The organism is Phycisphaerae bacterium, assembly GCA_024102815.1.
Classification (GTDB): Bacteria; Planctomycetota; Phycisphaerae; order UBA1845; family UBA1845; genus JAGFJJ01.
The window spans coordinates 85,709-111,923 of the sequence record JAGFJJ010000059.1; the positions used below are offsets into that span (position 1 = coordinate 85,709).

A 26,215-nucleotide genomic window follows, 5' to 3' on the forward strand; every position below is an offset into this window, starting at 1 on the left:
CAGAAACGCCGATGGCGAGTTTGCTGTTCTCCCCCGACTCTGTAATCGGGCGAGTGTCGTTACCTGGTAAGACGGAGTCGGCTGCATTGGACGAGATCGTTATCGTGGGCCGACACGGTTAGCGAGTCGACGTAAATCGAAGGAATGGGCCGACGCCCCAAAGCAAGCTCAACCGCGGTCCGGCCAAAGGATTCCCACAAAGCGGGGCCAGAGCCAGGTTCAGCATCGCCCGGTGGGAGGTGCCACACGACTGACGCATCACGGCCGGGTTTCAGGAGCGGCCACATCGCGGGAGGCTTGTCGGCAATAGCAGGTTCGTCGCGGCCACAGGAACTTGCCGATTCTTGTGCCGGTTCGCGGTGATAACGTCGGCCCTGAATTGTTTCGTTGCCCTCGTTGATGGGAGCGATTTTCGCAGAATGCACGCTACGCTTTCCCGCAGTCGCGAAACTTATTGCGTAAGTATTGCGCAAGCAGACTAAGAAGTGGGCGTGGATAGACGGGCTTTGCGTCGCAAGAAATTGCTTTTGCTGCATCGAAAACGCCGTTTTCGGGCCCGTTGCCCGCCGGCGCGATGAGGTTATGATCTCGGCACGCGCCGTACGAATAATCCTCTTGCGTGGGTTGCGGCAGCGTTCAACGTAAGTCTTTTAATCACACTAGGTTACGCTCGTGCCGGAGTGGCGGAATTGGCAGACGCGCGGGATTCAAAATCCCGTGCCCCTCAAAGGCGTGAGGGTTCGAGTCCCTCCTCCGGCATTATTCTCCGATGGAAGGGCGTTGACGCCATTGCGAGTGCGATGGGGTCACCGGGTCCAGGAGGCCGTCCGATTGGGCGAGGGCAGGCCCCGGAGTCGAGGGCTGCGCTGCGTACAGGCGAAGGAAGGCTTTGCCAACCGTCCCGCTTCCGGTACCATGCCGCCCCTGCGTTTCCTCCCGGAAGCAGTGGAGAGGTGCCCGAGCGGCTGATGGGGCTGGTTTCGAAAACCAGTGTGCGGGTAACCGTACCGGGGGTTCGAATCCCCCCCTCTCCGATTTCCCGATTGGTTTGATGCCCCGTGCTTCAAGCAATAGAACCGGCATCGCAGCGTCGATTTGCTGTTGGACCGGGGCAAGTCTCTTCCCGTCCTCCCGCCCGGTCGGTTTCCCCGAGAAACGACAACGAGCCGTCGAATTCCGTGCGCGGAACTTGAACCTCTGAAGCAAGCCTCAATACTCCTCGCATCGCTGAAGTCCAGCGGGCAACGAGCATCATTAAAGGATTACGATCGATGGCTGCAACACAAACACTTATTCCGCCGAAGGTTACAGATCGCAAGCTCTTCATCGACGGGAAATGGGTCGAAGCTGCCTCGGGCAAGACATTTGAGACAGTCAATCCCGCCTCAGGCGACACCATTTGCCGCGTGGCAGAGGGCGACGCTGCCGATGTGGACTTGGCTGTTCGCGCTGCTCGAAAGGCGTTTGAGTCCAAGCCCTGGCTCCGGACGAACGGCGCCCAGCGTGGTCGGTTGCTGAACAAACTCGCCGATCTCATTGAGCAGAACGCCGAAGAATTGGCTGCGCTGGAGACACTTGACAACGGAAAGCCGATCATGGAATCGCTCAAGGGCGATATCCCCGCCACGGCCGCGGCCTTTCGTTACTATGCGGGCTGGGCGGACAAGGTCCAAGGCAAGACACTTCCTGTCTCCGGTCCGTTCCACGCCTACACGCGGCACGAGCCCGTCGGCGTGTGCGGGCAGATCATCCCCTGGAACTTTCCCGCGATCATGGCCGCTTGGAAGCTTGCGCCCGCATTGGCCATGGGATGCACGGTCGTCCTCAAGCCGGCCGAGCAGACGCCGCTTACCGCATTACGCATTGCGGAACTGTCCCAGGAGGCCGGCTTCCCCGATGGCGTGATTAACGTCGTTCCCGGTTTCGGTCCGACCGCCGGCGCGGCCATCGCCCGCCATATGGACATCGACAAAGTCGCTTTCACCGGAAGCACCGAGGTCGGCAAGCAGATCATGAAAGCTGCGGCCGAGACGAACCTCAAGCGCGTTACGCTCGAACTCGGCGGCAAGAGTCCCAACATCGTCTTCGCCGACGCCGACGTGGAAACGGCGGCGAAGTTCGCCTATCACGCGCTGTTCTACAACATGGGCCAATGCTGCACGGCCGGTTCCCGGTTGCTTGTCGAAGACAAGGTCCACGACCGCGTCATGGAACAGCTTGTCACAATGGCCAAGAAGCAGGTCATCGGCGATCCCTTCGAAGCCGGAACGACTCAAGGGCCGCAAGTATCCCAGGAGCAGCAGTCCCGGATTCTCGGTTACATCGACAAGGGCAAGGGTGAGGGGGCCAAGTGCGTTACCGGCGGCAAGAAGGTCGATCGCCCGGGCTTTTTCGTTGAGCCGACCATTTTCGACGACGTAAAGGACGAGATGACCATCGCCCGCGAGGAGATCTTCGGTCCGGTGTTAAGCGTGATGCGATTCTCCGATGTCGAAGAGGCCGTCGCCCGGGGCAACCGCACTATGTACGGCCTCGCCGCCGCCGTTTGGACGCGCGATGTGGGCAAAGCGCATTCGGTAGCGGCTGGGCTGCGGGCCGGCACGGTCTGGATCAACAGCTACAACGTGACCGACTACGCCGCACCCTTTGGCGGATTCAAAATGAGCGGCATCGGTCGGGAACTCGGCGAGTATGCTCTGGCGAACTACACTGAGGTCAAAACGGTCTACACCTCGTTGAAGTAACGGCGGTCGCCAATGGAGGCGGTCTCGGGCGCCTGTCGATTCGTGCGCGCCAGGTTTTCGGAACTAACGGTTCTGGTTGTGCGGTGTCGATACTTCCGGAGGGAATACTTTTGAGCAATCGCGACCTGATCGGAGCCTCCTTATGCGCTCGACGCTGACCGTCGCTGTCGGTTCGACCTTATTGCTGCTATTCATCGCCGGATGCAACCGGGGCAGCTTGGCTATCAGTTACCACGACCATCGATCGCCGCCCGAGCGAACCTATGTCCACGTCGACCACGTCTGCACGGACCATTGCGACGAGTATTACGACGGCCATCGGGTCGTGGTCATTCGCGGGCATCATCACGGCCCCGGCTGCGGGCATGTCTGGGACGGTCGTCATTGGGTCGTGATCCGCAAAGCCCCGGCACGTGAAACCGTCCGCCCGATTCACGGTCCGCGCAAGGCGGTGGTCGTCGAGCATGTTCACGGTCCCGATTGCGGTTGCGTGTACGATCGTGCCGGCAGCAAGTGGGTTCGCGTCAAGCGCGGCCACGTTCATGGCCCGCATTGCGGGCATCTCTACGTCGAGGGGCGATGGGTCATCCGCCGTTGAGAAGGGCCCGCATTCGATCTGTCAGAATAGCGAGGCATCTCCCGGTGGCGGGTCGCGGAAGGGCACACCGATGTGCTCGTACGCGGCGCGTGTCGCCTGACGTCCCTGTCGCGTGCGAATGACGAATCCGATTTGCAGCAGGTATGGCTCGACAACATCCTCCAGCGTATCTCGCTCCTGGCCCATCGTGGCGGCCAAAGCCTCGATGCCTGCCGGCCCACCGTTGTAGACTCGAATAAGCGCACCCAGGAATGCACGGTCGAGCTCATCCAGCCCAAGGTGATCGACCTGCTGTATATCCAGTGCTTCGATCACGAGGCGCTCGTTGAGCCGCCCGTCGCCGCAAACCTGGGCGTAGTCACGAACACGACGCAATAGGCGATTGGCTACACGCGGAGTGCCCCGGCTGCGCTTCGCGACCGTCTCCAGCGACCCGTCATCGGCCTCCAATTCCAGTCGCGCGGCGGAACGGTGCAGGATGGCGGTCAGTTCATCGGCTGTGTAAAAGTCCAGGTGATAGCGATGTCCGAAGCGGTCGCGAAGGGCGCCGCTGAGCATCCCCGCGCGTGTGGTCGCGCCAATGAGCGTGAATCTCCGCAGGGCAAAATTCACCACCCGCCCGCTTAGCCCTCCTTCGATCGTGAAATCGACGCGGAAATCTTCCATTGCAGGATAGAGAAATTCCTCCACGACCGTCGGCAGCCGGTGAATCTCGTCGATGAAAAGCACCTCGCCCTGTTCGAGGTTGGTCAGCAGGGCCATGAGATCCGCCTGTTTGGCCAGTGAAGGGCCCGACGTGATACGCGGCGGCTTGTCGGTCATCTCCCGAGCAATGACGCTTGCCAATGTGGTCTTGCCCAGTCCCGGTGGTCCGTCCAGCAGCACGTGTTCGATCGGTTCCCCGCGTTTCTTCGCCGCGGCAAGGGCAATACGCACCTTTTCGATGACCGCCGTCTGGCCGACCATGTCATCGAGCCGTCGCGGACGAAGCGCGGCATCGATGGGTTCGTCGGCGGCTTCGCGGTTTCCTGAGATAAGGCGGTCTCGTGCCATGATCCTATCGCTCTATCCCTCAATGCCGCTCTTGACCCGATACGCTGCCCGGACCCATTCGTCGGCTCCGTCAAGATCAGGGTGGAGTTGCACGGCTCGATGCAGCCATCGCTCAGCTTCGCCGCGCGCGTCACCCCAGGCAATGAGAATTTCCAGGGCATCGCGCTGCGAAGCCGAAAGTTGTGCCGAAGCGACGACACCTTCGGTCGCTTCCGGCGGCAGGGCGAAATCGTCCAGTTTGCCCTTCAGCGTCGCCACGATCATTTCCGCCGCCCGAGGTCCGATTCCGGGAAGACGCGCCAGCGATTTCGCATCGCCGGACTCGATCCAGGTGGCGATGCGGCGTACCGGTTCGGAGAGCGCCTTGAGTGCCTTCCGCATTCCGATTCCCTTCACTCCCAGGAACCGCTCAAAGAAAGCGCGATCCTCGACATGAAGGAAGCCCAGCAGGCGTGGGATGAAGTGCCCGGAGGCTTGGTTACCCTCAATGAACTCCAGCGTGTGCAGCATGACCTGCCGGCCTCGGCACGCGGCAAGCTCCCCGATGGCAAAATGGGGTACAAGAACCTCGCGGGCGATGCCGTTGTGCTCGAGTACAACGGATTCCTCGTCCACCTCGAGCAGCGTTCCCGTGACCCGGACGATCATCGCCCGCCTCCACGCGAGTTGATTACCGTTCCTTTGACTCGTTTCCCGCCCCAACGTGGCGCACCCGCAACGCGCTGCACTCCGCCCGTCTCGCAGTTCTCGCCCGCCGCACAGAGTGCAATGGCCAGTGCGTCCGCCACGTCCGGAGGCTCGGGCGGCTCGCAAAGACCAAGCGTCACCATGATGGCACGCTGGACCTGAGCCTTCGATGCCCGGCCATTCCCGGTGAGATACCGCTTGATCCGCGTCGCTTCGTAGCTGCGGACCGGAATTCCCAACCGCGCCGCAGCCAGCAGAATCACGCCGCGTGCATGGCCCATCAATATGGCCGTCCGGGGATGTTTGTAATGGGCGTAGAGCTGCTCCACCGCGACGACGGACGGACGATGCTCTTCGAAGACGCCGTGAACGTCCCTTTCCAAGGCGAACAGGCGTTCGGCGAGGGGATCGCGTTCGTGCATGCGGCAGACCCCGGCATCGAGTACGACAGCCTCGCGCCCGTCTCCCGAGCCAAGTACGGCGTACCCCGTGGTGCCCAAGCCGGGATCAATTCCGCAGATCACCGCTTCCATTCAAAAACGCCACTACGTTTCAATTGCAGGGTCCGCCCTGCGGACCAACTTTTGAAACCGGAGCTTCGACTCGCACCCACGCCCGTGTGCACGATGGGTAGGGCATGCGGTTCGAATGCTCTCGCCGTTGAATCGCCGGTCATTCCGGCGAACGCCAGAATCCAGCCGAGGCTTCCCCGTCCAACGGCCTCTCTGCGTTCCATCCTCGTCCATGATCCGAACAAATCCCGTCCATGTCAATTCCGCCCCGGCCGGCAGCAGCTCAGGTCGATCTCATAATCGCGCCCGTCGATCATCACGGCGATGGCTTCCGCCGTAACTGGAGCGAGCGTCAGCCCCGATCGAAAGTGCCCTGTAGCAGCGAAAAGACCGTCGAGTTTCGGTACCGGCCCGACGTAGGGCCGGTCATCCGGCGTCCCCGGACGCAGTCCCGCCCAGGCGGCCTCCACCGAGGCGTCGGAAAGCGAAGGTGTCAGCCGCAATGCCTCTTGCACCAGCTTGGTGACTCCCGCGGCTGTCGTTCGACGATTGAACCCCGCGTTGCGCTCTTCGGTCGCTCCTATCAAAACCCGCCCGTCCCGGCGGGGGACCAGGTAGTACTTGCCACGTGTGATGACATGTCGAAAGGGTCGCTTGATGCACTTCACAAGCACGATTTGCCCACGAACCGGCCGAACCGGTACGAGTCTCTCGAGCTCGACGTCGATTTCACTCGACCACGTGCCCGCGCAAAGGACGACAACATCGGCACTGATCAATCCGGTCGGGGTTCGAACGCCAAGGACGCGTTCCCCCTGTTTGGCCAGTTCAACGACGGGCGTATGCTCTCGAATCTCCACGCCGCGCAGCCGACATGACCTGGTCAGCGCCTGAAGCAGACGTGGATTGCGTACCTGAGCCGTCTGCCGGCACTCCAGGGCGCCGAGCATCTCGGTGGTAAGCACGCTCTCCAGTGTGCGCGCTCTTTGCGGTTCGTAGAACTCGTAGATCGGCTTGCCGTCGGGCATCGACCGGCCGCTCGCGGCACGTTCGTCCGACCGCGCAATGTTCACCGCGTTCTCCGTCACCAGGACGGCAAGCTCTCCGCAATCGTCATATTCGGGGTTAATGCCGGTTTCATCCTGAAGCGCCGCGCACAAATCCGAATACAGAGCGAGGCTCCGTTCCTGCCAGTGAAACAGCGGGTCGTTGCGATGAGGGTTGCAGGGTGAGAGAATCCCGGCGCCGGCCCAGGATGCTTCGCCCCCGCAGACGCCACGTTCGACCAGTAGCACCCTTTTACCCGCCCCGGCTAGTTCGCGCGAGACAGTCAGTCCGACGACTCCTCCGCCCACGACAATAATGTCCGGTTTGGCTGACAAAGAACACCCCGCGTACGTTGCGCAAAGCAGGATTGTAGAGAAACAATCGGGGACTGCTATGGGGAGCGCCGCGATAATGAAGCTCAGAGCATGTGCTCGAAGGCGCTACGAGGCGGAAGTCGGGCGGGAGGGAATCGGGCGGAATTCTTCGCATTCGGGAATTGCCAGTAAAGACGAGGGGGCGCTCCTATCGCAGACCCTGCCGGATACCGAGTGCCGATCGATGCCCTGGTTTCCGATGACGTCAGCGATTCGTTCGAATCGATAGGAACGCAGAAGCCAATCCAACCGCTGCTCCATTGAGCCCGTGCCCGAGTAATGGAGTGTTTGCCGCAGGAGTCCGCTTGGCCAACGGGGCTGTTCCGGATCGAGTTCCCACGGATGGATGTTGACCACTATCGGCCGACCGGCATCCTCCGCCTGTTTGAAGGCCATTTGGGTCAGGCGTCGCGGAAGCAAGCGGAGATAGCCGCCCGCCGCGGCAGGTAGCCGGAATCCCAAAAGCCGAACGGTCGGGAGCGGAAACTCCATGAGTCCCGGGCGGACCTCAAAGGGGGCAATCGGTGCGCCAGGCCAGCCATATCGACCGTGTGGGGCCCGTACGGGCACAATGCTGGAATCGTAACGCAAGCCGAGCTCGGCCAGGATGTCCAGTGCCCAGGATGATCGGGGTACAACAGAGTAGCTTGGTGCTCGATACCCGACTATGGCGCGCCCGGTGAGGTCCTCAAGAACGGCGATCGACTCCGCAGTGTCATCACGGAATTCACCCGGGGACTGGTGCGTGACCGGGCGATGGCCGAATCCGTGGGACGCAATCTCGTGACCTGCAGCGTGAATCCTGCGAATCCAGGCCGGCCTGTGACGTGCCACCCATCCGAGCACGAAAAACGTTGCCTTGGCGTTGTGGCGATCGAGACGATCAAGCAGGCGCGGCACGACGGCCTCCAGTCGATCGTCCTGGACCGGCCACAGGTGTCGCGGCACCATGAGGTTATGCGCATGAAACCAGCATTCGAGATCGAAGCTCAGCAAGTGGGTACTTTCGGTACCCGACGGAGTTGAAATCCGCACCCCGGACATCACAGTTCTCGGACCATGCCCGGGGGCGTTTCGTGGTACGTTCAGCTTTCTCAAGTTGCCGTGAAGAGCATTCGAGGGGATCATGCCGCCAGTTTATCGGTCAGGTTTGCGGGCCACTCATGTTCGGTAACGGGTCAGATGCAGAAGGGCTGAAACCGGGGAAGCGGTGGACCGATAACCTATTATGACAGCCCCGCTGGTCCTGTGCGTGGGAAAACGAAGTCGATGCAATTCAGTGGAAAGGATACGTTTCAGTAGTGATGGAATCGAGTAGTGACTTCTTAGAAAACGTGGCGGAAGCCGAGCAACCGGGACCCGCGTCGGGAACGGACGAGGCCCGCCGACGGGCGCGCAATCAGGCGATTGCCGAATTCGTGCGTGGATATGCCCCGTCCCCGGACGCCGATCTGCTGGAATCAATTCTGGTCACCGTCTGCCGGCTGGCTGCAGATGGTGCGGATCGTGGCGATCTCAAGATCTTGAATACAGCCCTGAAGGAACTTCGTTTCGCATTCAAGGTTTTCGCTCCCTACAAGGAAATTCCCAAGGTCACCATTTTCGGCTCAGCCCGAACGCCGCAGGAGCATCCCCAGTATCAGCAGGCCCTGCGCTTCGCCGACCTCATTCAACAGCAAGGCTGGATGGTGATCACAGGCGCCGGTGGCGGAATCATGCAAGCCGGCCATCACGGCGCCACGAGAGACAAGAGCTTCGGCGTGGCCATCAGCCTGCCGTTTGAGCAGAAGACGAACGACGTGATCGCCGACGACCAGAAGCTGATCAACTTCAAGTATTTCTTTACGCGGAAGTTGCTATTCATCAAAGAGGCTGCGGCCGTCGTGCTTTTCCCTGGTGGATTCGGGACGCAGGATGAGGGGTACGAGTCCCTCACGCTGGTGCAAACGCTGAAATCGTCGCCGATCCCGATCATCATGTGTGACGAGCCGGGCGGGACATACTGGCGGAATTGGGAGCGGCATCTCGAATCGGAGTTGCTCAACAACGGCATGATCGACCCGGAGGATCTGGGTCTGTTTTTCGTGACGGATAGCGCTGAGGGCGCCGTGGAGGAGATACTGAACTACTATCGTCGGTATCACAGTTCACGCTACGTTGGCGATGACCTCGTGATCCGGCTGCAAGAACCCCTCTCCGACGAACAAGTCCGACGGCTGGACAGGGATTTCGCCGATATTCTCATCGATGGCTCGTATCAACAGTTGCCGGAAGCCCTCCCGGAAGAGAACGGTGAGTATCCCGACAAGGCCCGCCTGGTCTTCAAGTTCCATCGACGCAGTGCCGGGCGTTTGCGCCAGTTGATCAACCACCTGAACGCCTTGCCGTAGTTCGTAGTATTCTCAGGGAGAGTCGTGACGTGAGCGATGCGGAACAGTTTCAGGGAGGTGGGGTGGAAGAAGGGCACGCCGTTACGGACGGCGCCGAGGGCATCACGGACGAAGTCCGCGCCGCAGAGCTGATCGCGGCGTATGAGCGGATTCGCACCCAACTCGGTCAGGTCATCGTGGGGCAGGACCGGGTCGTAGAAGAGATGCTCGTTGCCCTGTTCGCGAGCGGCCACTGCATCCTCGAAGGCGTTCCGGGACTGGCCAAGACGCTTATGATCAGCACGCTTGCCCGGCTCCTGTCGCTGAGCTTCTCACGCGTGCAGTTCACGCCCGACCTGATGCCCTCGGACATCACCGGGACGGAAGTGATTGAGGAAGACCGGGGAACGGGAAGCCGTTCCCTTCGTTTCGTCAAGGGGCCAATATTCGCCAATGTCGTGCTTGCGGATGAGATCAACCGCACGCCGCCCAAGACCCAGGCGGCGCTACTCGAGGCCATGCAGGAGAATCAGGTCACTGCGGCCGGTTTCCCCCACAAGTTACCACGACCGTTCTTCGTTCTCGCCACGCAGAACCCTATTGAACAGGAAGGAACGTATCCGCTGCCGGAAGCGCAGCTCGATCGCTTCATGTTCAAGGTGCTAGTGGATTATCCAAGCGAAACGGAAGAGCTTCAGATCATCCGCCGCACGACAACGCCCCACGATGTAACGCTGGAACGAACGCTGGACGCGCGTGCCATCCTGGACATCCAGGCATTGGTGCGCCGCGTTCCCTGCGCTGATCACGTGATGCGCTACGCGATGCGATTGACGCGATTGACTCGCGTGAGCACCGGTGATGTACCCGAGTTCGTTCGTGAGTTTGTGGCGTGGGGTGCCGGTCCGCGCGCCTCGCAATACCTGATCCTCGCGGCCAAGGCCCGGGCGCTGCTCAAGGGAAGGGCCTACGTGGCGACGGAAGACGTTCGCGGCGTGGCTCATCCCGTACTGCGGCATCGCATCCTCACCAACTTCCACGCGGAAGCCCAGGGTGTCCGTCCCGACGACATCGTTGATCGATTACTGGACACGGTCAAAGCCGACGCGGCAGGGACGTTGGAGCCTGAGTTTGCCCGGCGCGTCTTCGTTTCGGACGGAGGAAGTTGATCGCGATTTCGCGAGTTGACCGCCGCGAGATTGGGGAGTTCCAATGAATCGTCGAGCGAATCGGGGCCTATAATTAGCGGGAACAGGCGCAAATCGTCGTGGAGCAGGGATGCCGCCGGGAAAGACCAGCGATCACGATTATCTTGATCCTCAGGTGCTTGCCGGGGTCAGCGGGCTGGAACTGCGTGCCAGAATGGTCGTGGAAGGGTTCTTCGCGGGCATGCACCGCAGCCCGCGACAGGGTGTCTCCGTCGAGTTTGCCGACCATCGCGCCTACACGCAGGGGGACGACCTGCGGCATATCGATTGGAAGGTCTTCGGCCGAACGGACAAGTACTACGTCAAGCGCTACCGTCAGGAATCCAACCTGACTCTCTTGCTTGTCGTGGATTGCAGCGAGTCCATGGGGTTCCGCTCGCCGGCCTCCCCCTGGGCCAAGTACGATTACGCCGCCACCGCGGCCGGGGCGATCGCGTATCTCGCGCTGCGCCAACAGGACTCGGTCGGTCTGGCACTTTTTGACGATCAGTTGCAGGAATTCGTCCGTCCCTCGAACAACGCACATTACTGGCTCACACTGACCGGCGAGTTGCAGCGTCGGTTGGGCGGCGGCAAGACGCGGACAGGGGCCATCTTGCACGAGCTTGCGGATCGTCTGGTTCACCGGACATTGGTCGTGTTGATCAGTGACTTGTTTGATGACGAGGATGAGATCATTCGCGGTCTGCGCCATTTGCGTTCGCATCGCCACGAGCCGATTGTCTGGAACGTCTGGGACAACGCCGAGTTGGCGTTTCCACTTCATGACCTGACGCGCTTCGAGGGCATGGAGGCGCTGGGGATGATCACGGCCGATGCGGGGGCAATCCGTGATTCCTACCTCGCCGAGGTGGATGCGTTCCAGGCACGAATTCGACGGGCCTGCGGGCGCTCTCAGATTGAATACGCGATGTTCGACACGTCAGCGCCCCTCGGCGCGGCGCTGTCGAGCTACCTGGCGGCACGGAATACGCGCCTTCGATGGCGCTCGGCGCGGGTCACGGGATAGTCAGCCCTTCGCCCGAGCGGAACGTGGAGTATCAGAACGGGTTCTCCCGGCCTCGCGAAGTCCATGGAATTTCTCTCCTTCATTCATCCGGGCATTGCCGCCGCCGCGTTCGCTGCGGGCGCGCTCCCCGTGCTCATCCACTTCCTGTCGCGACGCCGTTTTCATCGCGTGCCCTGGGCGGCGATGCGTTTCCTGAGAGCCGCCTACCAGCGCAGCGCGCGGCGCCTGCGCATCGAGAACTGGTTGCTCCTCCTGCTGCGCGTCGCCGCAGTCTTGCTTGTGGGTGCTGCGGTCGCGCGGCCTTTCGTTCCCGCCGGCGAAGTCGTGCCGGAGCGATTCCGCCGGATGCATCGCGTCCTCATTCTTGATGACTCTTTATCCATGCAGGCAGTGACCAGTTCCGGCAGAACCCGACTGGAGCTTGCGCTTGCGTTTGCAGAAGAATTTGTCGATTCGCTTCCGAGCGCGGACGGTGTCAGTCTTATCACCGTTTCTGCTCCGGCCAGGGCGATAATCGAAGATGCTTCCCGCGATCGCCGCGTGGTACGGCAGGTGTTGGATACTCTCGAGCCGACGCAGCGGGCGGATGATCTTCCGGGTGCGCTCAATCTCGCCCGAAAGTTGCTGAGCGAGTCGGACTATCCGTCGGGGAATCGCGCCGTTTACCTCATTTCCGACTTCTCCGGCCCCGCATGGGCGGCGTCGAAGGATCACGCCCGGACTCCGGCGAGCGGAGCGGGCCTGTCCAGCCGTGTTCTGGATGAAGTTGGCGAACTGGCGGAATCGTTGTCGGGAAGGCTGCCCGGGTTGATTTTCGTACCGGTGGGCGAAACGGAAGAGAACGTCGCGATCACGGACATCCACCTGGAGTCGCCATTCACGGCCGTCGGCCTGCCGGCGCGACTTGTCGTCCGAGTGAGCAACTTGCGGGAGAGGAATGCCGAGGATGTTGCATTGCAGATTCGCCGTGACGAGGAAATCCTCCGTCGCGAGAGCTTGCCGCGAATTGAATCCGGCGGTGCCACGGATGTGGTTGTCGGACTTGAGTTGCCGTCTGCGGGGATTCATGTCCTCGAGGCTTCTCTCGTCAACGCCGGAGAAGACGCCCTGGTGTTGGACAATTCAAGGCGATTGTCGGTCGAGGTTCGGGAGCGGATTCCCATCTTGCTTGTCGAGGGGCAACCGGGGCGAGCATCGACAACGGGCCCGGCCTATTTTTTACAAAGGGCGTTGGCCCCGCAGGTTTCGCCGGTCTCCGTCCGAACCGGATTGGGTGACCGGGATAAAGGTTCGTTCCGTCCGGTCTTCGAGGTGTCCACGATCAGCGCGCCCGAACTGGGGGCGGAAGCACTGGCTGAGTACGCCGCGGTGATGCTCTGTGACGTTGCCCGGATTCCTGATGCCACGTGGTCGGCACTGACCCGATACGTGCTGGAGGGCGGAGCGCTGGCACTGTTCGCGGGAGACGGCGTGGACGTGCCGAGCTTCAACCACGCCGTCGGAGCCCTTCTTCCCGGACGAATGGTTCCGGCCCGGGTCATCTCGGACGGCGAATCTGAGACGGCGAACGACGGCGTGACATTGATCGTCCCTCCCCGAATTCATCCAATTATCGTGGAATTCGCCGGATTTCCGGACAGCGGTCTCTTCCAGGCCCACGTGCGGAAGTATATCCCGCTGGAGGACGTCCCAGCAGATGACGAAATCGTTTTGACGCTCGTAACGGGTGAACCATTGCTGGTCGTGGGACAGCGCGGTCTGGGAAGGGTAATGTACTTCGGTACCAGCGCGGACATGGCGTGGACCAATCTGCCTGCCTATGGGGATTTCGTTTCACTCATGCTGAGCGCCACATCGTTTTTGGTACCTCAGCGCGGCGCGCATCGCAATCTTGAATGCGGCGGGGTCTTGCGGGAACCGCTCCAGCCGCAGGAAACATCTCTTCCCCTGCAGGTGCGGAATTCAAATGGGCAACTTGCGCCGATTGAACTTGTGGCCGATGCACGCGGCGTGTCGGCGAACTTCGGTCCCGTGCAGCGTGCGGGGGTGCTCGAACTGAGCGTCGGTGGCGACATGCGGCGTTTCGCCGCAAACGTGCCCGCTACCGAATCAGACCTCCATACGCGGGACATGTCGGCCCTGGTGGAGGACATCGGCAAGCCCATCACCGTTCTGAATGCGTACTCCGGATCAAACCGTCTCGCGACGATGGCCAGTAAGCTCGAATTGGCCACAATCGGACTCTGGTCAGCACTGATTCTGCTGATCGCCGAAATGTGGCTGGCGATGCGCTTCGGGCGGAAGCGATCGCGAATAAACCCGCCCGCTTCCGCTCCGGGGGGGCTGGGCCAGTGACTGGCGTACTGGAGTGGCTTTTCGGGCTGGAGCAGATTCAGTTGGCGCGGGATGCGCCGCTGCTGCTCAAATGGCAGAGCCCCGTCCAACCCTGGATGGTGCTCTGCTTTGCATGTCTCGTGATTCCGGCGGTGCTGTTGATCTACCGTCGCGAGAGCTGCACGCCGGGGCGACGATTCATCCTGGGGCTGATTCGCTTCGTGGTTATTGTCTGGGTTGCCCTGCTCCTTTGCCAGCCTGCGATTGTGCTCCAACGTAACCGGTCGGAGCCGGCATATACCGTGCTCCTTGTCGATTCCTCGAGCAGCATGGGAATGCAGGAGGCCTACATGGATCCTGAACTCGAGGAGCGGGCAGGAAGGGGAGCCGCGTTGCCGCCGGAGGAGTCGCCGGCGGACTATTCGCGACTGGATCTGGCTCGGCGGGCGATGCTGGCCGGGGACGCCGAGCCGATCCGCGTGCTCCTCCAGCATAACGCTGTTCAACTAAGCTCATTCGATTCTGACGTGCGACCGCTCGCCGCGGTTGCCAAGGAACAGAATGCTACGAAGTTAGTTGCCAGTCTTGAGTCGCTGAGCGCTACGGGAACAACCACCGATCTTTCGGGGGCTCTCCACGCCGCACTCGAGGGCTCGGGCGGCCGTCGAATCGCCGCCGTGGTCCTTGCTTCGGATGGGCAGCGCACGGAGACGGCCGGTCTGGCAGATGTGCTCGAACTTGCTCGCGGGCGGGAGATTCCCATCTTCCCTGTGAGAATCGGTTCTCCGGCGCCGCGATTCGATCTGGAGGTAAACGCTTTCCGATCGGAATCCGTCGTCTACCTGAATGATCTCGCGACAGTCGAAGGTCGCATAGAGGCCAGGGGATTGACCGAGCCGCTTGCGGTGGACGTCAACCTTTTCGACGAAGACACCGATACGAAGCTCGATTCACGAGCCGTGACAATCGACCCACAAGCCGGCCTCACCCGGGTGGAATTTGTGGTTCGTCCGCAGCGTTCCGGAAAACATCGATATCGTATCGAGGTACCGCCCCCCGCGCAGGATCTCGTTGCCGGCAATAACTCCGCCGTCGTGGATGTTTTCGCGCGCGACGAGCGTTTGCGGATTCTCTTTGTCGATGCCTACCCCCGCTTCGAGTATCGCTATCTCAAGAATGCGCTGCTGCGCGAAAAGTCGATGGAGCTGTCCGTGCTCCTGCTCGATGCCGATCGGGATTTTGTACAGGAGGGGAGCGAACGCATTCGACGTTTTCCGGATTCGCCGGAAGAGTTGCATCAATACAACGTCGTGCTATTCGGGGACGTCGATCCCCGCGCGGGCTGGCTCAGTGCGGCCCAAATGGACATGCTGCTCGACTATGTCGGTCATGTCGGCGGCGGCTTCGGGCTGATCGCCGGAGAACGCTCCGCTCCGCAGCGCTTCGTGGGAACGCCGTTGGAGCGTCTCATTCCCGTCCAGGTTGACCCCCGCAGCGACATCGGCGTGATCTCGGCTTCCGGGTTCATGCCGGTGCTTTCGTCAGAGGGACGTGAACACCGAATCTTCCGGGCGATACCGAGCTCCCGAAGTGAGAGCATCAGCGCTGCGCTGCTCGATCCGCAGAAGCTCCCGCCGCTGTATTGGTTCCTGCGGACAGGCGGTGTCAAACCGGGAGCCGTCGCGCTGGCCTATCATCCTACGCAGCGGACGTTGGCGGCGTCGGGAGTTGGCGATGATCGTATGCCCATCGTCGTGGTCGGCAGATACGGAGCTGGAAAGCTCTTCTTCCAGGCCACGGACGAGACATGGCGCTGGCGACGGCACACGGGCGAGCTGCTGCACGACGGCTACTGGGTCCAGGTCGTTCGATTTCTGGCCCCAAGTGGGCCGCGGGCGGAAGAGCGCCAATTGACCCTGCGAACCGATCGTCGCGAGTACGAATTCGGCGCGCCGGTCCGGATCGAAGCGGAAGTGAGGGACGGTGCACTATCCGCACGTTTGGGAGATTCCTTCTCTGTAAGCGTGAAACGGGAGCAGGAGTCGGAATTGAGTCCGGTCGACCGAAGCAAGAATAGCGAAGAAGAAACTCGTGCGGCGATGGAAGCGCGACCCGATCTTCGGCGCCTTGGCCCGCTCTCGACGCGATTTGAGGGAACATTCATTCCTCGCCGGCCGGGTTTATACGTCTTGGAACCCGGTGTCTCCGGAACAGCGGATTCGGACGATGGGCGATTGCCCTGGACGTTTCATGTCGCCCGCCCTGAGCGCGAGCTGCGCCACCCGGAGGCGGACCACCGCACGCTGGAGGAAATTGCTGAGCGCACCGGCGGGCGCGTTCTCGCCCTGGATGAGTTGGCAGCGGGATTTGCGGATATTCGCGACGGGAGCGTGAACATACCCGATGATATCACCGAGCCGCTGTGGGACTCGCGACTCGCCCTTGGTGTCTTTGTTCTACTGATCGGAATGGAATGGAGTCTGCGAAAGTGGTTCGGGCTGCTGTAGCTGCCAGTACGAGCGAGTTTCGTCTGCTCGACCGCCTGCGGACGATGCGGCGAATGATTCGTCGCCGTCTGCTGGTCTACGGAGCGTGCGCGGTAGCGTCAGGTGGAATCGTCTCCCTGCTGACTATCGTGACCGTGGACTTCCTTTTTACCTTGCCACCACTTCTCCGCCTCCTCGGCGGTATCCTGTTTCTTGCCGGCTTTGTGCTCGCCACCATGCGCTGGATCGTCAAGCCGATAGCGGCACCGATGGAGCTGCCCCGGATCGCGGCCCTCCTGGAGTCGCGCTTTTCCGTACTGAACGACCGTCTTTCGAGCAGCGTGGACTTCATGGACCGCACGGCCGGGCGTCCCGAGGGGCTGATGCACCAGGTCGTCGAGGACACGGACGCGTCGTTGCGCTCGATGCCGCTGGAGTCGGTCCTGAACCCGCGGCCGCTGCTTCGCCAGGCGGCTCTCCTGCTCGTCACTGTGATCGCAATCTCGGGGGTGCTGACGTTCGCACCAACTTGGCTGGGAACCGGCGTTTATCGTTACATCTATCCATTCGGCGCGATCGAGTGGCCTCGTGCCGTAGCGCTGCGTCCCTTGACGGGGAATCGCGCCGTGGCCGTTGGAGACGCGGCAGTTCTGCGGGTTGCCGTGGACCGGGGCCTTACCGATCAATTGCGCGCCGTGGTCTACCTGCTCGATGCCAGTGGGCAGATCGTGGCGCAGGCCATGCAACGAGAGCACGACAACGTCTTCACATCGCGGGTCGATGCAATCACCCGCGATCTGGTCTATTGGTTTGAGGCTGGTGATGCGGACACGCGGCGGCAGGCTTCCACGATTCGGGTCGTTCAACGTCCGGAGATCGTCGACGTGCTGGCATCCGTCGAACCACCGCCGTACGCGCCGGCCTCAACCATGCGATTCCACGATCTCCGCCAGGGTCCCGTCACGGCCCCAATCGGCGGTTTCGTCACGGTGTCGGTAACCGCGGCCAAGCCGATTGCCGAAGATATGCAGCGCTTTCCAAGTGGCTTGCGATGGGAAAGTGGCGAGTTGCTTCCCTTCGAACTGGCATCCGACGATCGGACGGAGATGGCCGCGCGATTTGCCGTGGACGCGGATCGGGTCTTCTCCGTCGAGCTGCAGGACGAATACGGTTTTCACAACCACGGCGCTGCGGACTTTACGATTCGCGCCGTGCCCGATGGCCCTCCCAATGTCAACTGGTCCGAACCCGCCGGCAATGTGGAGGTTGTTCCCACCGCCGTATTGGGTCTGGCGGCCAGGATCGAGGATGATTTCGGCATCCGCCGTGTTGCTTTGATCGTCGAAAGCCTGTCAGCTGATGCGCGCCCGTCCGAGATCGATTTGACCGAATACACCCGCACGATGACTCAGCCTGACGGTGTTCTCGGTTCCATGCGATTCAATTGGTCTCTCGCAGAATACGGTGTCGTTGCGGGGCAGACTCTTCGCTGCGAATTGGCCGCATGGGACAATGATCCAGCCTCGTCGGACGTCAACGTCGGGCATTCTCCGCCGCTGTACGTGCGAATCATCGCCACCGCCGAATTCGAATCGCGCGTTCGCGAGGAAATCGTGCAGGTCGAAGAGGCGGTACGTCAGGTCGCCAATGAGCTTCGCAACGACGAGTCCGACACGGAGAGCCTGGCCGGGCGGACTTCGGAGGGCGACCTGGCCGATTCGGATCGCGAGTCGGCACGAAGCCTGTCGCGTGGCGCGGTTCGGCTGGGTCGCAGGCTTCGTGAGATCGCCCGTCGCGTATCGAGCTTGCACCAGCGCATGGAGGCGAACCAGGCGGGTGAGCCGGCGATGCGCAAGGCGCTGTCTGATGTCGGACGCTCGCTCGAGCAGGTCGAGAGCGGTTCGATCGCGCTGTCGGCGCAGGCGTTGGCGCAGGCTGCGCAAGAGTCAAAGGCCGAGCAGCAGACGCAGGAGCTGGTGCGAGCCGTTGATGCGCAGCGACACGCGGGCCAGCAACTGGGGCAGATCCTTCGCCAGCTCGGCGAGTGGGGCGATTTCCAATCCCTGGTGTCGAACACACGCGGCCTGATTGATCGCCAGGACCGCATCCGCCGCGAGACCAATGCGCTCGGGGAAGAGACGCTGGGCAAACGTCGCGAAGAGCTTGAAGAATCCCAAAGACAGTCGCTGGATCGACTCGCCCGTGAGCAGGACAGCATCGGCGAAGATCTCGCTCGTCTGCTCAAGCGCATGAAGGAAGTTGGTGAATCGGTGAGTGGATCCGATCCCGGTGCCGGTGCGGCGATCGAGGATGCGGATCGTGCCGCCCGGTCGGAAGGGCTGCAAGACCGCATCCGGCGTGCGAAGAACGCACTCCAGGAGAACCGTACGGCGTCGGCGGCAATGGAACAGAAATCAGCGGCGGATGTGCTGCGACGAATGGCCGACGCGCTTGAATCGCGCCGGCAGCGCGAACTCGAATTCTTGCGCAAAGAGGCTCGCCGCGCCGAGGAGGAACTGCGCGTCATCATCGAGCAGCAGCGCGATCTTCGTGCGGCCACGCATGAGGCAGGGGTGATGGCGGCGGGGGACGAGGTCGTGAATGAACTGGCGGAGGATCAGGCGCGTCTGCGCCGTAACACCGATCAGCTCAGCACCGATTTTGCCGCGGTCCGCGTTTTGATGAGTATTGCCGAACGCGTGAAGGATGCGGTTGCCCCCATGTCAGATGCGGAGGCCCGCCTTGAAGATCGGCGCATCGAGGAGGCTCCGCCGGCCCAAGACGCCGCTGTGACGGTCCTCGAAGAGGCCCTCGCCATGACCGAGGAGGCTGCACGCGAAGCCGAACAGGCGTTGCTCCAGAAATACCTCAACGAGATCAAGGATGATCTTCAGGAGATTGCAGCCGCGCAGGATGCCGTTCATCAGAAGGCGACCGCCCTGGTCGAAACCGTGCGCGAGGCGGAAGTGGTGACGCGCCGGGAAGCGCGGGATGCCGCGCGCCTTGCTCGGGAAGAAGCCGGAGTCGAGGAGCTGATCGCCTCGGTGCTGCCGGATTTGGAGAAAGTTGCGGTCTATCATTGGGCGATGGAGCGTGTCTCCGACTGGGTTGGCGACTGCCGCCAGCGACTCGAGTCCCGTCGATTGGACGACGAACTGCTGGAAACGTCCGATCGCGTGCTCCGCGAATTGGCCCGGCTGCTGGCAGCCATCGACCAAACCCAGCAAATGAACACTGAGGAGAAATTCGCAGAAGCCGAGGCGTCAGGGGGCGGTGGGCAGGGCGGAGCGGCCGGCTCGGGAAAGCCGATACCTACTGTGGCGGAATTGCTCGTACTCCGTGCTATGCAGGAGGACGTGAACAAGCGTACGCGTGAACTGGAAGAGAAGCTCACCGACCGGGAGCCAACCGAACGGTTGCTTCGCCAGGTGCGCGCCTTGGGGGAGGACCAGGCGCAGGTGCGAAGCTTGACGGAAAGGCTCACCGGAAAAGCAGGGCAGCCGTAGAGGTCGAAGCAATGGTGTTTGGAACACGAACAGACATGGCGCTATCCGCGCACCGGATCGTTGCCGCAGCGCGAAGGCATTCGCCTTTTTCGCCAGGCCAGCCGCGGGCGCTGCCCCGCGCGGTTTTGCGAGCGGCAACGGCGCTCGGGTTTTGCGTGCGACGCCGCTTCGAGGTATTTCATCTCTGTGCTTTGGCGCTCATCCCGTTCGCTTCGATTTCCCCGCGGGCTGCAGCGCAAGATCAAGCCGGTCCGAGAGAATCGCAGCCGCAGCCGGAGGAGAAGCGCGAGAGCGATCTCAGCCGGCGTCTGGTACGGGAGGCGGGCGGGGAACAGGCCGACGATGTGATGTCGGAGATTATCCGACTGATGGAAGCGTCGTCGAGACGACTGGAAATTGATTTCGATACCGGTCCCCAGACGGAGGCTGTTCAGGAAGAAATCCTCAAGAATCTCGACCTCGCCATCGCCGAGGCTTCACGGCGAACGCGCTCGCGCTCTTCGGGTCCACCCTCAAGCAGCAGCGACAAGCGTCGGCGGCCTGAGTCCAAAGGGGAAACCGATAAGAGCCGAAAAACCGGTGCGACCTCGGATGCAAAGGAGGCCTCTGAGGAAGCCCCGCCCGGTGTTCGCCCTGAGGCGGTTCAGTTGCCCTCCGGCGAACTGCGCGAGCTGCGCTCCGGGTGGGGCAATCTGCCGTTGCGCGAGCGTGAAGAGATGATCCAGGGATCCGATGAGGCTTTCCTCGATCGTTATCGGGAGTGGATCGAGCGATATTACCGCGCTCTCCAGGAAGGGGCTTCCACCCAACCGCCACAGCCGTGACCACATAAATCCCATTCAAAACGAGACCATGATGGCGAGGTCAATACCGATCGTCTTTCGAATCGTCTTTCAGTTGGCCGCGGGGTTCTTCCTCGTCGGATTACCAAGTGCAGTCAACGCACGCGCTTCATCGGATGACGCGCCCCAGACGGCAAGCGCTTCGTCGGGCGAGCTTACGCCGCAATGGCGCAGCGACGTGGATCGTGGTCTTGCGTGGCTCGCGGCTAATCAGGCCGACGACGGCGGTTACGGCGCGATGTCGCATTATGGACCTCACGTCGGACTTACCGGGCTGTCCGGGCTGGCTTTCATGGCCGACGGCAACACGCCGGGGCGCGGCCGATACGGCGATAACGTCTCCCGTTGTCTCTCATTCATCCTCGCGCACAGTTCGGAGAGCGGGCTGCTCGCCGCGGAGACCTCCCATGGCCCGATGTATGGCCACGGCTTCGCAACGCTCTTTCTTGCGGAAATTTATGGCATGAGTCCGCGCGAGGACCTCCACGAGAAACTCCGCAAGAGCGTGCGCCTGATCGTCAATACGCAAAACGAAGAAGGCGGATGGCGCTATCAGCCGGTTCGCGCCGATGCGGATATATCCGTGACGGTTTGCCAGATCATGGCGTTACGCGCGGCTCGAAATGTCGGGGTATATGTCGATCGCGGCGTCATTGATCGCGGTGTGCAATACATCCGCAACAGTCAGAATCCCGACGGTGGCTTTCGCTACATGCTGGGCGCGGGGGGATCGGCTTTCGCCCGCTCGGCAGGCGGCGTTGCGGCGCTCCAATATGCCGGCATTTACGAAGGCGACGAGATCTACCGCGGGCTCCAATACCTTCTTCGCTTCACACCTCCCAAGGAGCAGAACGTCGGGCACTATGAGTACGGCCATTACTATGCGGCGCAGGCCATGTTCCTCGCTGGCGACGAGTACTGGTCGGTCTGGTGGCCCGCGATCCGCCAGGAACTCCTCGATCGCCAGGAGCCGGAAGGACTCTGGCGCGGCCAAGCCGGGCCCGAATACGGGACAGCCATGGCCCTGATCATCCTTCAAATTCCCAACCGACTCCTGCCGATCTTTCAGAAGTAGTCGATTCTGCGCACCGATCGACGACCTCGATCGTAGAATAGGGTGATAAACCAACGCGAAGGCAGGTAGTTTATGGGTGTCGTTGCGGAAATCCTGTCACGACGTCGAATCTGGTCCCTGGCCCTCGCGTTTGCCTGGAGCGCTCCTGCAAGAGGGGAAGTAACGGTACGGACCATCGATCCCGTTCAGGTCCAGGGCCGCTTGATTCGATTCACACTGAACGGCCACGCGAACCTCAAGCTTGCCGACGGCCGCGAGGTTACGATCCCCACTGAGGAAATAGTCCGCATTTCCACGTCAAACTCCGATCAGCCTCCGCCGGTTGCTGATGCGGAATTCATACTGGCGGGGGGGGACCATCTTTACGGGCGGGTCGTGGGGCGTGGCGTGGAAGCCGTCGAGATCGAGTCTGCCTCCGCCGGTACTCTCCGCGCGCCTCTGGAGGGGCTCCGCGAGATTCGGCTCCGCCCGGCGATTTCTTCACGGGCGTTGGGGGCGGACGTGCCAGATAAGCAAACAACGAAGGAGACGGATGACCGAATCCGCCTCACCAACGGAGACGAACTCCGTGGGTTGGTCGTGAGCGTCGACAGTGCAGGTGTGACGATCGAGGGGCCGCGCGGGGCGGACTCCATCCCCTGGTCCGTCATTCAGTTCCTGAGGATGAGCGGACTCAGCACGCTGCGAATGCCACTTCCGCTCGCCATCGTAACGACAGTACACGGCGAGCGATTGACTTGCCGGAGTCTGGTCTGGTCAGAGGATAACATTGAAGCTGAGCACGTCGCGGGCTTCAGGGTTTCCATTTCCGCGCAGCGGGTTGCTCGCGTTGATTTGATTGGCGGTCGATGGCAATGGCTCGGCGAGCTTGAACCCGTGAGCTTCGATCACACGCCAATGCTGGGGATTTCCTGGCCCTATCGAGTGAACCAAAACGCGCTCGGTGAGCCGATTCTCGTCGATGGCGAGACCTACGACCGCGGCATCGGCGTTCACAGCCGAACAAGCCTGATCTATGAGCTCAAATCCGAATACCGTGAATTCGTCACGGCGCTGGGCCTGGATGATCGGAGCGGGCCCTTTGCCGATGTCTCCGCCTACATTCTGGTCGACGGTGTTCGCAAATATGCTGAAACCGGGTTGCGGCCGGGGCGGCTCATCGGACCCGTACGCGTCGATGTCCGCCGCGCCAACCGCATCGAGCTGATCGTGGACTACGGCAAGAATGGTGACATCCAGGACCGCTTCAACTGGGTCGAGGCGGGCCTTGTGCGGACGGCCCCCGGCGACTGACCCGGTTCTCAATTCACTTCAAACGTCGCGAGAACGGGCGTAAGCTCCCGGCCCTTCGAGGTCAGTTCATAGATACTCGACGGCGGGTAGTTTCCTTCCACAAAGCGTTGCACGAGCCCGGGCGGCTGAAGCCCCTTCAAGGTCAGCGAAAGAGCCCTCGGCGTGGCGTCCGCCATCGCCGCCCGAAGCTGCGAGAATCTGCGATGACCTGACCCCAGCGCAAACAGGATCGGCATCGACCACTTCTTCATCGCCACATCCAAGATTCCCAAACGCCCGAGCACGCTGGTCAGCAGTAGGCACCGCTCCGCAAGCTGCCGCGCTTGTGGCACCAGGACGTACTCGGGGCGGAGCGGGTGCCCGTACCCTGCGTTGCGTAAGACCCAGCCGCGTTCCACCAAATCACCCAGGGTTCGGGTCAGAGAGTCGTGACTCACGTCCAAACGCCGGGCCAGCGTGACGAACTTGGCTCCATCTGTCCGCCGAAGCTCCGCCAGAACGGGTACGTTCCACCTGTGGTGGAATAGGCCGGCAAGGAATCGCAAAGTTGGGCGCTCGGCCACGATTCACCTCCGCTTGTATTATTGTCTTGACCGGTTTTTGTATCAAGTACATTATTGCGACCAAGTGACACAGGATGGCTGTGTCAGAACCGGGCGGATCCGGGTCGCGCAGCGGGTCGGATCGTTGGAGGGAGGAAGACCCAAATGGCTGCCGATCTGGGCTATGACGGCGGGCTGACCTGCTCGATGCACGTCACTGATCTGGAACGCTCCATGCGCTGGTATCAGGACGTGCTCGGCTTCAAGCTGCTCTACAAGGTCGAAGAAATCGCGTGGTGCGAGCTCGCAACGTCGGTTGCACGCGTGAACGTCGGCCTTTCGCAGGTTCAGGAGGCGGGGGGGAAGGGTGGGGCGACCCTCACTTTCGGCGTTAAGGATATCGATGCGACCCGGAAAGTCGTGGAGGGGAAGGGCGTTCGATTCGACGGCCCCACCATGACCATTGAGGGCATGGTCAAGCTCGCCACGTTTTTCGATCCCGATGGGAACGCCCTCATGTTCTATCAGAGTTTGCAGGGGGAGAAGTAAGTCGCCCCGCGTCCGTCCACTTGGAGAAACCAGCCGTGCATCACCATAGAAACGTCATTGCCCGGTCAGTCCTTTGTGCTGTCGCAATCATCCTGTTTGGGGTCGGAATCTCGCCGGCAGCCGATCTAGCTGCCGGTTCCTCCGTCAGCGTGAAAGGAAGCGAGGCTCTGGAGAAGCTCCGTTTTCTCCACGGGCAATGGGAACGAAGGGACGGAGAGGACGAGCTGACGGAATATTGGAGCGCTCCGTCCGGAGACTCCATCACGGGTGTATTTCGTTGGCTGAAGAACGGGAAGACCTGGATGTACGAGTTGTTGACCATCACCGCGGAGGGGGACCGCATTGTCTTCCGCCTGAGGCATTTTAGCGCTCCGGGGCTTATACCGTGGGAAAAGGAGTCGGATAGTGCTCTGGCGTATACGCTCTCAAGCCTGGGCGAGGGTGAAGCGGTCTTCGAGGATCCAGCCCGTGCCTTTCCGCGCCGATTCATCTTCCGTAAGGTCGGTGACGACGGCCTGATGGTGCGGTTTGACGGGGTGCGAAACGGACAGCCCACGGCGCAGGAATTCTCCTATACGCGGAAGCGATTCGCGGAGTAATTTCCGGCAATCCCTGCGCCTTCGTTCCTGGAGCGATCGAAGCGAACATCGGCGTGCCGCTCCAATCCTCATCCGATCGCGCTGCGCCCTCCGATAGGGAATCCATGCCCAAACCGGGCCGGTCCTATTCGCGCATCCACGGGCAGGGATCAAGGAGGAATGTCGGATGGTTCCAACGGAGAAGAGAGTCGGCCTGCGGTCGTTGGGAAGTGCCATAATAATGACACTTCTGGGATTGTCATCACTGTCAGCAGGCTGCGATGTAGGCCGCGAATTCCGGGCGGCGGCGCTCCCTCAGTTCTCGGAGGGCGTTACGCTGGCGGTGAACGGGCTGCTCGATGGTATCTTTGCCGCGATCGAAGTCGAGCCGGATTCGAGCGGTGCCTCCGGCTAAGTTGAGAACGATTGGGAAGATCAAACGTCGATCCGTCGAAAAACAGCTGGGGCACTGCCGAAGATTTTTCCGGATGGCCAAGAATGCCGACAGAGGCGCCGAAGTTGCGCCTCAGGCGGAATGCCGATCCTCGAGACTCTCCCACTCGCTCCGCATGAGGGTCATCCGCAGCAGGCAGTGCATGGGGCCGCTTGGCAAAAACCGGTGGTGCTCCTCGCCCACCGACCGAAAACCGGCGCGACCGTAGCAGGCAATGGCCGACCTGTTGTCCGGAAATACCACCAGGGATAGCTGGAGCGCACCCATCGACCGAAAGGCATATCGCTCCATGGCTCGAATGAACCGCGTTCCGATTCCTTTCCCCCGCTTCACCGGATCAACCAGGATGTGCCCCAGCCAGTAGTGTCCCGGCTGGTGGCGCATGGGATTGAGCTCGCCGTACGCCAGGAGAGTCGGCCCGGGGTGGCGAACGAGACACAGCGGCCGGCCGCCCTTGCGGCGCCACTCGAGAACCATGTCGGGGGTGAGGGCACGCTCAACGCTCGGCGCCAGCCAGCGCAGCACGCGCGGCGAGTCCACCCAGCGTAACAGGACGGGGGCGAGGCGATCGTCAAACTGACAAAGCTGGTAGGCTGCCTCCGGGTTTGGATCGGCGATGTTCCCCGGCCGATCGACCGGAGTGGAACAGGCTTGCTGGGGGGGTGAGCGGCGGAATCTATTGAGGAGCCTGGTCATTTCCCGGAGCCTGAGCGGGGTCGCTTTGAATCAACCATCGGCGATCGTCGACAGAACGCTCCAACAGCAGCCTATCGCCAACGTATTCTGGCGCGATCAAAAATTCCTGACGATAACGTTGTACCGAGAAAGGCCGATTTGCAATATGCGGCAGGGAATGCCCGGGACTGGATTTGAACCAGCACGTCCGTTTATTGGACACAAGCACCTCAAGCTTGCGCGTCTGCCAATTCCGCCACCCGGGCGAACGGTGCCAGTG

The 26,215-nt window shown here is 61.6% G+C and carries 21 protein-coding genes and 3 tRNA genes; 16 read left to right on the forward strand and 8 right to left on the reverse strand.

Annotation, left to right across the window (positions count from 1 at the left end; all coding sequences use genetic code 11):
- The first annotated feature begins 674 nt into the window (after nucleotides 1–674).
- The 4 genes from J5J06_14910 to J5J06_14925 all read left to right on the forward strand — a co-directional run bounded on the left by J5J06_14910 (nucleotide 675) and on the right by J5J06_14925 (nucleotide 3,342).
- Nucleotides 675–759 (forward strand) — tRNA-Leu (locus J5J06_14910).
- 188 nt (nucleotides 760–947) lie between these two features.
- Nucleotides 948–1,034: transfer RNA gene (locus J5J06_14915), tRNA-Ser, on the forward strand.
- 237 nt (nucleotides 1,035–1,271) lie between these two features.
- Nucleotides 1,272–2,744, forward strand: a complete 1,473-nt coding sequence (locus J5J06_14920; protein ID MCO6438382.1) for an aldehyde dehydrogenase family protein — start codon at nucleotides 1,272–1,274, stop codon at nucleotides 2,742–2,744.
- Between the two features lie 142 nt (nucleotides 2,745–2,886).
- The gene (locus tag J5J06_14925) at nucleotides 2,887–3,342 is read left to right on the forward strand and encodes a hypothetical protein (protein ID MCO6438383.1); all 456 of its coding nucleotides are present in this window, start codon (nucleotides 2,887–2,889) and stop codon (nucleotides 3,340–3,342) included.
- A 21-nt stretch (nucleotides 3,343–3,363) separates the two neighbouring features.
- On the opposite strand, the gene ruvB is transcribed toward J5J06_14925, so the two are convergent.
- The 5 genes from ruvB to J5J06_14950 all read right to left on the reverse strand — a co-directional run bounded on the left by ruvB (nucleotide 3,364) and on the right by J5J06_14950 (nucleotide 8,011).
- Nucleotides 3,364–4,395, reverse strand: coding sequence for a Holliday junction branch migration DNA helicase RuvB (ruvB, locus tag J5J06_14930; GenBank protein MCO6438384.1), 1,032 nt, complete (start codon nucleotides 4,393–4,395; stop codon nucleotides 3,364–3,366).
- Nucleotides 4,396–4,407: 12 nt separating this feature from the next.
- Nucleotides 4,408–5,043, reverse strand: a complete 636-nt coding sequence (locus J5J06_14935; protein ID MCO6438385.1) for a hypothetical protein — start codon at nucleotides 5,041–5,043, stop codon at nucleotides 4,408–4,410.
- Nucleotides 5,040–5,615: a crossover junction endodeoxyribonuclease RuvC gene (locus J5J06_14940; GenBank protein MCO6438386.1), complete on the reverse strand. Its 576-nt coding sequence runs from the start codon at nucleotides 5,613–5,615 to the stop codon at nucleotides 5,040–5,042. Before J5J06_14940 ends, J5J06_14935 begins: the two co-directional genes overlap by 4 nt.
- Before the next feature lie 236 nt (nucleotides 5,616–5,851).
- Nucleotides 5,852–6,976 carry a glycine oxidase ThiO gene (gene thiO / locus J5J06_14945; GenBank protein MCO6438387.1) on the reverse strand — a complete coding sequence of 375 codons (1,125 nt, stop codon included), beginning with the start codon at nucleotides 6,974–6,976 and terminating at the stop codon, nucleotides 5,852–5,854.
- A gap of 105 nt (nucleotides 6,977–7,081) precedes the next feature.
- Nucleotides 7,082–8,011 carry a DUF3473 domain-containing protein gene (locus J5J06_14950; GenBank protein MCO6438388.1) on the reverse strand — a complete coding sequence of 310 codons (930 nt, stop codon included), beginning with the start codon at nucleotides 8,009–8,011 and terminating at the stop codon, nucleotides 7,082–7,084.
- 308 nt (nucleotides 8,012–8,319) lie between these two features.
- On the opposite strand from J5J06_14950, the gene J5J06_14955 reads away from it, so the two are divergent.
- From J5J06_14955 to J5J06_14995, 9 genes are all read left to right on the forward strand, one after another.
- Entirely contained in the window at nucleotides 8,320–9,405 is a 1,086-nt protein-coding gene (locus tag J5J06_14955; GenBank protein ID MCO6438389.1) for an LOG family protein, read from the forward strand.
- A 203-nt stretch (nucleotides 9,406–9,608) separates the two neighbouring features.
- Nucleotides 9,609–10,553: an AAA family ATPase gene (locus J5J06_14960; protein ID MCO6438390.1), complete on the forward strand. Its 945-nt coding sequence runs from the start codon at nucleotides 9,609–9,611 to the stop codon at nucleotides 10,551–10,553.
- Between the two features lie 109 nt (nucleotides 10,554–10,662).
- Nucleotides 10,663–11,601 (forward strand): DUF58 domain-containing protein, encoded by a 939-nt coding sequence (locus J5J06_14965; GenBank protein ID MCO6438391.1) that lies wholly within the window; start codon nucleotides 10,663–10,665, stop codon nucleotides 11,599–11,601.
- Between the two features lie 63 nt (nucleotides 11,602–11,664).
- On the forward strand, nucleotides 11,665–13,956 hold the full coding sequence (locus J5J06_14970) for a VWA domain-containing protein (protein ID MCO6438392.1): 2,292 nt from the start codon (nucleotides 11,665–11,667) through the stop codon (nucleotides 13,954–13,956).
- Nucleotides 13,953–16,442, forward strand: a complete 2,490-nt coding sequence (locus tag J5J06_14975) for a hypothetical protein (protein MCO6438393.1) — start codon at nucleotides 13,953–13,955, stop codon at nucleotides 16,440–16,442. Before J5J06_14970 ends, J5J06_14975 begins: the two co-directional genes overlap by 4 nt.
- Nucleotides 16,443–16,495: 53 nt before the next feature.
- Nucleotides 16,496–19,927 (forward strand): DUF4175 family protein, encoded by a 3,432-nt coding sequence (locus J5J06_14980; protein MCO6438394.1) that lies wholly within the window; start codon nucleotides 16,496–16,498, stop codon nucleotides 19,925–19,927.
- Between the two features lie 155 nt (nucleotides 19,928–20,082).
- Nucleotides 20,083–20,751 carry a hypothetical protein gene (locus J5J06_14985; GenBank protein ID MCO6438395.1) on the forward strand — a complete coding sequence of 223 codons (669 nt, stop codon included), beginning with the start codon at nucleotides 20,083–20,085 and terminating at the stop codon, nucleotides 20,749–20,751.
- Nucleotides 20,660–21,844 carry a terpene cyclase/mutase family protein gene (locus J5J06_14990; protein ID MCO6438396.1) on the forward strand — a complete coding sequence of 395 codons (1,185 nt, stop codon included), beginning with the start codon at nucleotides 20,660–20,662 and terminating at the stop codon, nucleotides 21,842–21,844. Before J5J06_14985 ends, J5J06_14990 begins: the two co-directional genes overlap by 92 nt.
- Nucleotides 21,845–21,916: 72 nt before the next feature.
- Nucleotides 21,917–23,137 (forward strand): NPCBM/NEW2 domain-containing protein, encoded by a 1,221-nt coding sequence (locus J5J06_14995; GenBank protein ID MCO6438397.1) that lies wholly within the window; start codon nucleotides 21,917–21,919, stop codon nucleotides 23,135–23,137.
- Nucleotides 23,138–23,145: 8 nt separating this feature from the next.
- On the opposite strand, the gene J5J06_15000 is transcribed toward J5J06_14995, so the two are convergent.
- Nucleotides 23,146–23,700 (reverse strand): helix-turn-helix transcriptional regulator, encoded by a 555-nt coding sequence (locus tag J5J06_15000; protein ID MCO6438398.1) that lies wholly within the window; start codon nucleotides 23,698–23,700, stop codon nucleotides 23,146–23,148.
- 144 nt (nucleotides 23,701–23,844) lie between these two features.
- On the opposite strand from J5J06_15000, the gene J5J06_15005 reads away from it, so the two are divergent.
- The 3 genes from J5J06_15005 (at nucleotide 23,845) to J5J06_15015 (ending at nucleotide 25,221) form a co-directional block, all read left to right on the forward strand.
- The gene (locus J5J06_15005; GenBank protein MCO6438399.1) at nucleotides 23,845–24,228 is read left to right on the forward strand and encodes a VOC family protein; all 384 of its coding nucleotides are present in this window, start codon (nucleotides 23,845–23,847) and stop codon (nucleotides 24,226–24,228) included.
- Between the two features lie 35 nt (nucleotides 24,229–24,263).
- On the forward strand, nucleotides 24,264–24,827 hold the full coding sequence (locus tag J5J06_15010; protein MCO6438400.1) for a hypothetical protein: 564 nt from the start codon (nucleotides 24,264–24,266) through the stop codon (nucleotides 24,825–24,827).
- A 166-nt stretch (nucleotides 24,828–24,993) separates the two neighbouring features.
- Nucleotides 24,994–25,221, forward strand: a complete 228-nt coding sequence (locus J5J06_15015) for a hypothetical protein (GenBank protein ID MCO6438401.1) — start codon at nucleotides 24,994–24,996, stop codon at nucleotides 25,219–25,221.
- 111 nt (nucleotides 25,222–25,332) lie between these two features.
- Here J5J06_15015 and J5J06_15020 read toward each other — a convergent pair whose 3' ends face one another.
- Together J5J06_15020 and J5J06_15025 are read right to left on the reverse strand one after the other, a co-directional pair.
- Complete coding sequence (locus J5J06_15020; GenBank protein MCO6438402.1) at nucleotides 25,333–25,956, reverse strand: GNAT family N-acetyltransferase; 624 nt, start codon at nucleotides 25,954–25,956, stop codon at nucleotides 25,333–25,335.
- A gap of 158 nt (nucleotides 25,957–26,114) precedes the next feature.
- A tRNA-Leu gene (locus J5J06_15025) sits at nucleotides 26,115–26,201 on the reverse strand.
- Between the last annotated feature and the right edge of the window lie 14 nt (nucleotides 26,202–26,215).

Excerpts from the sequence above, each read along its gene's own strand:
- J5J06_14920 (MCO6438382.1), top strand. The coding sequence starts at position 1,272 with ATGGCTGCAACACAAACACTTATTCCGCCGAAGGTTACAGATCGCAAG.
- J5J06_14925 (MCO6438383.1), top strand. The coding sequence starts at position 2,887 with ATGCGCTCGACGCTGACCGTCGCTGTCGGTTCGACCTTATTGCTGCTA.
- ruvB (MCO6438384.1), bottom strand. The coding sequence starts at position 4,395 with ATGGCACGAGACCGCCTTATCTCAGGAAACCGCGAAGCCGCCGACGAA.
- J5J06_14935 (MCO6438385.1), bottom strand. The coding sequence starts at position 5,043 with ATGATCGTCCGGGTCACGGGAACGCTGCTCGAGGTGGACGAGGAATCC.
- J5J06_14940 (MCO6438386.1), bottom strand. The coding sequence starts at position 5,615 with ATGGAAGCGGTGATCTGCGGAATTGATCCCGGCTTGGGCACCACGGGG.
- J5J06_14955 (MCO6438389.1), top strand. The coding sequence starts at position 8,320 with ATGGAATCGAGTAGTGACTTCTTAGAAAACGTGGCGGAAGCCGAGCAA.
- J5J06_14960 (MCO6438390.1), top strand. The coding sequence starts at position 9,609 with ATGCTCGTTGCCCTGTTCGCGAGCGGCCACTGCATCCTCGAAGGCGTT.
- J5J06_14965 (MCO6438391.1), top strand. The coding sequence starts at position 10,663 with ATGCCGCCGGGAAAGACCAGCGATCACGATTATCTTGATCCTCAGGTG.
- J5J06_14970 (MCO6438392.1), top strand. The coding sequence starts at position 11,665 with ATGGAATTTCTCTCCTTCATTCATCCGGGCATTGCCGCCGCCGCGTTC.
- J5J06_14980 (MCO6438394.1), top strand. The coding sequence starts at position 16,496 with ATGATTCGTCGCCGTCTGCTGGTCTACGGAGCGTGCGCGGTAGCGTCA.
- J5J06_14990 (MCO6438396.1), top strand. The coding sequence starts at position 20,660 with ATGAGGCTTTCCTCGATCGTTATCGGGAGTGGATCGAGCGATATTACC.
- J5J06_14995 (MCO6438397.1), top strand. The coding sequence starts at position 21,917 with ATGGGTGTCGTTGCGGAAATCCTGTCACGACGTCGAATCTGGTCCCTG.
- J5J06_15005 (MCO6438399.1), top strand. The coding sequence starts at position 23,845 with ATGGCTGCCGATCTGGGCTATGACGGCGGGCTGACCTGCTCGATGCAC.
- J5J06_15015 (MCO6438401.1), top strand. The coding sequence starts at position 24,994 with ATGGTTCCAACGGAGAAGAGAGTCGGCCTGCGGTCGTTGGGAAGTGCC.
- J5J06_15020 (MCO6438402.1), bottom strand. The coding sequence starts at position 25,956 with ATGACCAGGCTCCTCAATAGATTCCGCCGCTCACCCCCCCAGCAAGCC.